Origin of the sequence: Actinomadura sp. KC216, from assembly GCF_004348535.1 — a bacterium.
Classification (GTDB): domain Bacteria; phylum Actinomycetota; class Actinomycetes; order Streptosporangiales; family Streptosporangiaceae; genus Spirillospora.
The window spans coordinates 1-7,918 of record NZ_SMJX01000360.1 but is presented as its reverse complement, the minus strand read 5'-3'; the positions used below and the strand labels follow the sequence as shown (position 1 = coordinate 7,918).

6 protein-coding genes are annotated in these 7,918 nt (G+C 72.4%); 3 read left to right on the top strand and 3 right to left on the bottom strand.

Annotated elements, in window-relative coordinates:
- The 3 genes from E1264_RS36855 to E1264_RS36845 form a co-directional block, all read left to right on the top strand.
- A partial coding sequence (locus tag E1264_RS36855; protein WP_132181212.1) for an ABC transporter ATP-binding protein occupies positions 1-738 on the top strand: 738 nt, incomplete at its 5' end.
- 48 nt (positions 739-786) lie between these two features.
- Positions 787-1,656: an alpha/beta hydrolase gene (locus E1264_RS36850; RefSeq protein ID WP_132181210.1), complete on the top strand. Its 870-nt coding sequence runs from the start codon at positions 787-789 to the stop codon at positions 1,654-1,656.
- Between the two features lie 103 nt (positions 1,657-1,759).
- Complete coding sequence (locus E1264_RS36845) at positions 1,760-2,962, top strand: CaiB/BaiF CoA-transferase family protein (protein ID WP_132181208.1); 1,203 nt, start codon at positions 1,760-1,762, stop codon at positions 2,960-2,962.
- A gap of 62 nt (positions 2,963-3,024) precedes the next feature.
- Here E1264_RS36845 and E1264_RS36840 read toward each other — a convergent pair whose 3' ends face one another.
- Genes E1264_RS36840 through E1264_RS36830 form a run of 3 tightly spaced genes read right to left on the bottom strand, consistent with a single transcriptional unit; the run spans position 3,025 to position 7,788 of the window.
- Positions 3,025-4,092, bottom strand: a complete 1,068-nt coding sequence (locus tag E1264_RS36840) for a hypothetical protein (protein ID WP_132181206.1) — start codon at positions 4,090-4,092, stop codon at positions 3,025-3,027.
- Positions 4,089-5,333, bottom strand: coding sequence for an MFS transporter (locus tag E1264_RS36835; RefSeq protein WP_132181204.1), 1,245 nt, complete (start codon positions 5,331-5,333; stop codon positions 4,089-4,091). The genes E1264_RS36840 and E1264_RS36835 overlap by 4 nt, the downstream gene beginning before the upstream one ends.
- A 1-nt stretch (position 5,334) precedes the next feature.
- Positions 5,335-7,788, bottom strand: a complete 2,454-nt coding sequence (locus E1264_RS36830) for a N,N-dimethylformamidase beta subunit family domain-containing protein (protein WP_132181202.1) — start codon at positions 7,786-7,788, stop codon at positions 5,335-5,337.
- Positions 7,789-7,918 lie beyond the last annotated feature (130 nt).

The following is a 7,918-nucleotide window of genomic DNA, read 5'->3' as shown; positions in this document are numbered from 1 at the left end:
GCCCCGGCAGCCGCCCCGGCCGCCGCCCGGTCCTTCGACCTCGAAGCCCGCCGGATCACCTTCGCCTATTCACCGCGCGCGGCCCCCGTGATCGAGGACCTGTCGCTCCACGTCCCGGAGGGCACGCACCTCGCCGTGGTCGGCCCCAGCGGTGCGGGCAAATCGACCCTCGCCAACCTGCTCACGGGGCTCGCGGCCCCGCGGCGGGGCCGCGTCACACTCGGCGGCGCGCCCCTGGACCCCGCGGGGACGGCGGCCGCCATCACGCTCATCCCGCAGGAGAGCTACGTGTTCGCCGGGACCTTGCGCGAGAACCTGACCTACCTCTGCCCGAACCCTGCCGAGGCGCGGCTGGACGACGCCGTCCACGCGATCGGGCTGGCCGGGACCGTCGACCGCGCCGGCGGCTACGACGCCGAGATCCCGCCCGGAGGCGCCACGCTCTCGCAGGGAGAACGCCAGCTCATCACGCTGGCGCGGGCCTACCTCTCGGCGGCGCCGATCATCGTCCTGGACGAGGCGACCAGCCACCTGGACCCGGCGGCCGAGGCCCGTGCCGAACGGGCGCTCGCGGACCGCGGCGGCACACTGATCGTCATCGCCCACCGCATCAGCTCCGCCGAGCGCGCCGACCTGATCCTGCTCCTCGACGGGACCGCGCACGCCCTCGGCACCCATGACGCGCTGCTGCGCCGCAGCCCCCTGTACGCCGAACTCGTCGTCCACTGGCACAACTGACCCCATTCCGGCCGATGAGTTTTCGAGATGGGGATGGTCCATAAGGGCATGAGTACGCACACACTGCAGATTCCCGGGGTCGATCTCGTCTACGACGTCCACGGCCCGCTGCCCACCGCCGACGGTCGCCCGGTGCTGGTCATGATCGGCCAGCCGATGGACGCCAGTGGATTCGGCACGCTCGTGTCCCACTTCCCCGAGCGAACCGTGGTCACCTACGACCCGCGCGGTGTGGGACGCAGCGTCCGGAACGACGGCCGGGTCGACAGCACGCCCGAGACCCAGGCCGGTGACCTGCACGCCCTCATCGAGGCGCTCGGCGCGGGCCCGGTCGAGATGTTCGCCAGCAGCGGCGGCGCGGTGACCGCGCTCGCCCTCGTGACGGCCCACCCCGGTGACGTGACCACCCTGGTGGCGCACGAGCCGCCGATCATCCCGGTGCTGCCCGACGCCGCGGCCGCGGCACGCGCCCGGGCCGGTTTCAAGGAGGTCTACGACGCCAAGGGCTGGGGCGCCGGGATGGCGGCCTTCATCGCGATGACGTCGTGGCAGGGCGAGTTCACCGACGACTACTTCGCCCAGCCCGCGCCGGACGCCGCCATGTTCGGGATGCCGTCCGAGGACGACGGCTCCCGCGACGATCCGCTGCTGTCCGACCGGTCCTGGGCCATCAGCGACTACCGGCCCGACGCCGAGGCGCTGGCCGCGGCGCCGACGCGGATCGTGATCGCGGTCGGGGAGGAGTCCGCGGACACCTTCACCGCGCGCACCGCCGTGGCGACGGCCGAGCTGCTCGGCCGGCAGGCGACGGTGTTCCCGAGCCATCACGGCGGCTTCCTGGGCGGCGAGTTCGGCCAGAGCGGTCAGCCGGAGGCGTTCGCGCGCAAGCTGCGCGAAGTCCTCGACAACGCAGGCTGACGATCGGCCTCTGTGCGGGCGGTGGCCGTCGGACGGCCACCGCCCGCACGGCGTTTTGCCCGGGACGGCGTGACCTCCGATCATGGAAGCTGGAGGTGGCGGCATGACCGAACGTCCGCTTTCCGGCGTCACCGTCGTGAGCCTGGAGCAGGCCGTGGCGGCGCCGTTCGCCACCCGGCAGCTCGCCGATCTCGGCGCCCGCGTGATCAAGGTGGAGCGGCCCGGCGGAGGGGACTTCGCGCGCCGGTACGACACGACGGTCCACGGCCAGTCGAGCTACTTCGTGTGGCTCAACCGGTCCAAGGAGTCGCTGACCCTGGACGTGAAGTCCGCCCGCGGCCGTGAGGTCCTGGACGAGCTCCTCGCCGGGGCGGACGTGTTCGTCCAGAACCTGGCTCCGGGCGCCGCCGGACGGCTCGGGCTGGACAACGCCTCCCTGACCGCCCGGTACCCGTCGCTGATCCCGTGCACCGTGTCCGGGTACGGCACGTCCGGCCCCTGGGCGGACCGGAAGGCCTATGACCTGCTCGTCCAATGCCAGACCGGCCTGGTCTCCCTGACGGGAACCGCCGATGCGACCGCGCGCGTCGGGGTGTCGGTCGCCGACATCGCCGCGGGCATGTACGCCTACTCCGGCATCCTCACCGCGCTCTACACCCTCGCGATGACCGGTTCGGCGCGCGCCGTCGAGGTCTCGCTGTTCGAAGCCCTGGGCGAATGGATGAGCCAGCCCGCCTACTACACGCGGTACGGGGGCATCCAGCCGCCGCGGATCGGCACGCATCACGCCACCGTCGCGCCGTACGGCGCCTACACCGCGGCCGATGGCGGGCAGGTGCTGTTCTCCATCCAGAACGAGCGGGAGTGGGCGGCGCTCTGCGAGCGGTTCCTGGAACGCCCGGACCTGGTGGACGACCCGCGATTCGCCACCGGCTCCGCGCGCGTCGCGCACCGGGACGAGCTCGACGCGATCATCGCCGAACGGTTCGGGAGGTCCGGCAGCGGCGAGATCATGGAGGCGCTGGACGAGGCCGGAATCGCCAACGCGGGGGTGAACGACGTCCAGGAGTTCGTCGCCCATCCGGTGCTGGCCGAGCGCGGACGCTGGCACGACGTCGGCCTGCCGGGCATCCCCGGCGTTCCGGGCGCCATGATGCAGGCCCTCCGGCCACCCGCGGACCTGGCCGGGGTCAGCCCGCGCATGGACCCGGTGCCCGCCGCCGGTGAGCACACCGAACGGATCCTCACCGAGCTAGGGCGCACCACGGCGGAGATCGCCGCCCTGCGCGCCGACGGCGTGATCTGACGCTCGCCCACGCGCGGGAGCGCGAGCCGTCCGGCAGGCCGATCGGGCGCCACCGGGCGACGTCAACCGAGGCGGCCCCGATGCGTCGTCCGGACGGTGGGCGAGTCGGCGTCCGGGATGAGCAGCCGCGGCGCGGTGCCGCGCAGGGACGTCACCCACACGTCGGCGTTGCGGCCGCCCGCGCCGCCCTTGGGCACCGCGTACATCACCTGGCCGTCGTCCAGCCACTCCGCCTGGTCGTCCACGCTGCGGGTCTCCGCGAGCGGGCGCTCGGCGCCGGTCGCCAGGTCGAGGACGTGGAAGCGCCACACGTCGGCGTTGGGCCCGGTCCGCTTCTTGTAGACGAGGCGCCGCCCGTCCGGGGACAGCGACGGGCACTCGGCGTTGTCGCGCAGCGCGGTGAGGGTACGCCGCCCGATATCGCCTTCAACCAGGTACCTGCGGTTCTGCGTGGCCACGGTGGCGAAGAACCGCTCTCCGCCGGGGACGAACGTCACCCCCCACACGTTGCGGTCCACGTTCTGGTTCGGCTGCCCGTTCAGCAGGAACGTGAACCGTTCGATGTTGCCGACCGTGCCGCCGTCCCTGTTGCCGTCCCTGTTGCCGTCCCTGTCGCCGTCCATCCGGCCGATGACGGTTTCGGTGGAGAAGCCGTCGGAGAGGTAGGAGTGGCCTGTCACGAAGGCGGTCGTGGCGTAGTAGCGGCCGTCCCTGGAGACGCGCGCACGGCTCGGGATCCCGTTCAGGGGGATCTTCTCTCCCGGACGGAGCCGCCCGTCCAGGAGGGTGGCGGCGAAGAGCTGCGTCGGGTTGCGCGTCTGGCGCAGGCAGAGGCCGCCGGTGGGGGACGCGGCCGCCCGCTCGCAGCGGGTCGGGAGGACGGCGCGCTCGCGCCGGACGTCGGCGGCCGGAAGCACGGCGATGTGGCCGAACGCGGGTCCCGGACGCAGCGACCGGAACACGATCTGCCGCCCCTCGGGCAGCTCCACCGAGCCGCCCGGCCCGCCGCCGATCGTGCCCGCGCGCAGCGCCGACGTGGCGACGCAGCCCCCGGCCACCGCGATGACGAGGAGCGCGATCGTCAACATGATCCTGCCGTCGTGGAGCCTGCGCGGGTCGAGGCGGTTCATCGGACCTCCGTCCGGCGGTGGCGGGCCTGCGTGATCATCGGTAGGGCGGTGAGCAGCGCGGCCGTGAGGGCGGCGGCGAACGTCCACATGGCGACGTCGCTTCCGGTGGCCGTCCAGACGGCGCCGAAGGCCACCGCGCCGAGGGCGCGCCCGCCCGCCACCGCCGCCTGGACGATGGAGATCCCGGTCGCGGTGAGCTCGGCGGGCAGCAGCGGCGCGGCCGCGGCGGGCAGGACGCCGTCCGTCGCCGCGTAGTAGGCGCCGAGGAACATCAGGCACAGCAGAGCCCCGGCGGGCCCGCCCGCGAGGACCGCGGTGAGGTACGCGCACAGCAGCAGGCCGTACCCGGCGGTGAAGACGCGGGTCCTGCCGAGCCGGTCGGAGGTCCGGCCGAGCGGCACCGCCAAGGCGAGGTAGACCAGGCTGGTGCACAGGAACAGCAGCGGGAACCACCGGGTCTCGACCGATCCGTTGCGCAGCAGGACGAGGTACAGGAACCCGTCGCTGATCGTCGCCGCCGACAGCACGGCCGCGGCGACGAGCAGCCGCCGGAACCCGCTCGTCCGCAGCAGGGCCGTGACGTCGCCGAGCGAGACCGGCGTGCGGCGTTCCGGGACGCGGTGCCCGGCCGCGGGGTGTTCCGGAACGCGATGGACGAACAGGAGCACGCCGAGGACGGCGACGCAGAACGACACGACGAAGACCATGTCGAAGTCGCCCGGCGCGAGCGCGAGCAGCCCGAACGCGACGAGGGGGCCGAGCAGCGCACCCGTCGCGTCGAGGGCCCGGTGCACGCCGAAGGACCTGCCGAGCCGGTCGTGCGGCCCCGCCGCGGCGATCAGCTGGTCGCGCGGGGCGGTCCGCAGCCCCTTGCCCATCCGGTCGGCGGCCACCGCCGCCGACAGCGCCCCCGCGCCCCCGACCGGGAGCAGCATCAGCTTGGCGGCGGCCCCGAGGGCGTACCCGGTGCCGGCGACGAGTTTGGGACGGCGCAGCCGGTCCGCGAAGAGGCCGCCGGCCAGCCGCATCAGGACGGTCGCGCCCTGGTAGAGGCCGTCCAGGAGCCCGTACGCGACGGGGGTGAGCCCGAGGGCGAGGGTCGCGAACAGCGGCAGGACGACCGCGACCATCTCGGTCGACACGTCGGTGATCAGGCTCACCAGGCCGAGGACCACGACGACCCGCGGCACCCGGCCCCCAGATCGCGTGCCGGGCGGGATGCCGCGGACGGAGACGTACACGTCAGCCGGAGCCGGGGAGCGGCTTGCCGGAGGCGAAGGCGTCCAGGACGTTCCCGGTGATGGTGGCGATGTCGTTGTCGTAGCCGTTGTAGAACAGGCTGCCCGCCCAGGAGATGGAGCTGGCCGAGAAGACCGCGCCGCCGCGCGGGTAGCGGGTCAGGGTGACGTCCCCGCGGACGAGCCAGTTGACGGTGCCGCCCTCCATGAGGTTGGCGGTGTTGTTCTCTTCCTTCACGAACAGGTACTCGTCGCCGAAGCCGGTGCCCGAGCCCAGGACGATGGTGTTGTCGGCGGTGCCCAGGGCGTAGTCGGCCCGGTCGAGTTCCTCGCCCATGGGCCCGCCCGGGCTCTGCAGGGATTCGAAGTCGCCGATCGGGCCGGTGGTCTTGACGCCGTCGAACACCCAGGCGCCTCCCGGGTCGTGGCTCTCGGACGAGCGGACCAGGGGTCTGCTGTAGTTGCCGGTGCCCAGGCGGGAGCCGAAGCCCTGCGCGGTGAACCCGACGCCGACCAGTTGCTGGGGCGGGCGTCCGCGGAAGCGCCACAGCCCGCCGTACTCGCCGGTGGTGCTGTGGTACTGCTCGCCAGGTGCGCCCTGCCAAGCCTCGGTGCCGTCATAGCGGCGCAGCTCTGTGTACGTGCCCGTACGGTCGAGCGGAGTGACCCAGTAGAAGCCGTTGCCGCCCAGGTACATGAGGCGGCCGCCGCCGTTCAGCCAGTTCTGCAGGGCGTCGAGCATGGGCTCGGACGTGTACTCGGGATGGCTGCCGGTGATGACGACCTCATAGTCGTCCAGCAGCTTCGTCCCTTCCTCATGCAGGTCGTGGTCGGTGATGTAGTCGACGGTGCGGCCGGTGGACTCCAGCCAGTCGGTGATGTGGGTGTCGGCCTCGAACTGCCACGGCCTGCCCTGCCCGGTGCGCCCGGTGGCGTACGGGCGCAGGTTGGTGAGCGGGCGCAGATGCGATGAATAGACCACGCCGCTGCCGTCGGGATGGCGGGAGTACTGGCTCAACCCGCTCTGGAAATTGCCCGTCATGCCGTAGGCCAGGTAGCTGAAGGTCGGCACCAGTAGGGCGACCTTCGACGCGGGCTCGGCCCGCTTGGGGCGGACGACGAAGGTGGCGTGGTACACGCTCCCGCCCGCCTCCAGCCTGGCCGCGTACACGCCGCTGCGGGCGTCGTCGGGCACCCGCCAGGTGAAGCTGGGTTTCCAGGCGGCGTCGCCCAGGTCGTCGTCGTGGAAGTACATCGCCCCGTACTGGCCGCGCGCCCGCTTGAAGTCCTGCTCGTCGGCCTGCCAGTTGTGGCCGGTGACGGCCCGGACCGGCAGGTTCACCGCGCGGCCGTGCAGCCGGTTGGCGGAGGTGTCCACGACCCGGTCGGTGTCCATCTTCTGGGAGAAGTCCAGGGCCGCCACCGCCCCGCCGGCGGCGTCGCCGCGTCGCAGGGCGCGGATCTCGCCGTCGTCCAGAACCCGGTCGTACACCCGCGGAGCCTCGATCTTGCCGTTGTAGAACCCGGCCGGACGGTCACGATCGCCCTGGTAGGCCGCGATCAGCAGCGGGGAGGCGGTGTTCTTCAGTCCGCGTGCCGCGATCGTCCGGGTGACGACGGCGTGGGAGTCGTTGGGGTGGCCGGTCAGCGGCTCCTGGTACAGCTTCACCTTGCCGGTCCCGGCGTCGTAGGAGACCGCGGCGAAGTACCAGCCGGACGAGTTCACATGCTGCGGCCGGATGCTCCCGCCGGGTTCGACACCGCGCAGCGCCGGGGCCCACGGCTTGAGCTTCACGCCGGTGCTCACCGAGTGGACGCTCCCGGACCGGTCGGCCAGCCGCAGGCCCAGGTCGCCGTCCCGGTCCACGACCATGCCGTATCCGGCCCGCTCCGCGTCCGACCACTTGGTCACGATCCCCTGCACCGCTCCGGTGCCGACCGGGGTCCGCTTCTGGGCGATGGGGTTGAGCTTGGACCCGGGGACGGTGGTCGGGGCGATCCACGCCGCGATGGTGAAGCTTCCGTCCGGGCGCAGTTCGCCGTCGTCGGGAACGGTCACGTACGAGCCCAGCGGCAGCGGCTGATGCCGTCCCGGGTACTCCTTGTTGACGTCGGACGCGACGACCTGCTCCTTGATGCCGGGCCCACGCGGATCCGCGTCGCCGTGCACCACGCGCACCATCGTCGCCCGGAACGCCGGGCTCTTGGTGCTTACCATGAGCTTCACGGATTCGCCCGGCTGGACGCTCATCCGGTCCGGATATCCGGTGATCCCCAGTGCGTCCAGTTCCTCCTGGGGCGACCTGGGATCGACCGGGAGCGGGGGCGGATCCACCTTGGGGGTCTGCGGCCAGCCCTCCGCCGCCCCCACGTCCGTGGACAGGGGCCCGGACCCGCCGACCACGGCGACCAGCAGCGCGATCGACAGAGCCGTTCCCATACGCGTGCGCGCGAACACTGGATCACCCTTCGCCGGTCCGAGCCTCGGTCGCCCTCAAAGTAGAACAAACGGGAGAAATAACCCAGAGAGCGTATTTTTCGGACATTTGACCGGTGTCGGCCTCGGATTGTCGCGCCCGGCGCATTAC

Coding starts and splice junctions, on each gene's coding strand:
- E1264_RS36850 (WP_132181210.1), top strand. CDS start 787: ATGAGTACGCACACACTGCAGATTCCCGGGGTCGATCTCGTCTACGAC.
- E1264_RS36845 (WP_132181208.1), top strand. CDS start 1,760: ATGACCGAACGTCCGCTTTCCGGCGTCACCGTCGTGAGCCTGGAGCAG.
- E1264_RS36840 (WP_132181206.1), bottom strand. CDS start 4,092: ATGAACCGCCTCGACCCGCGCAGGCTCCACGACGGCAGGATCATGTTG.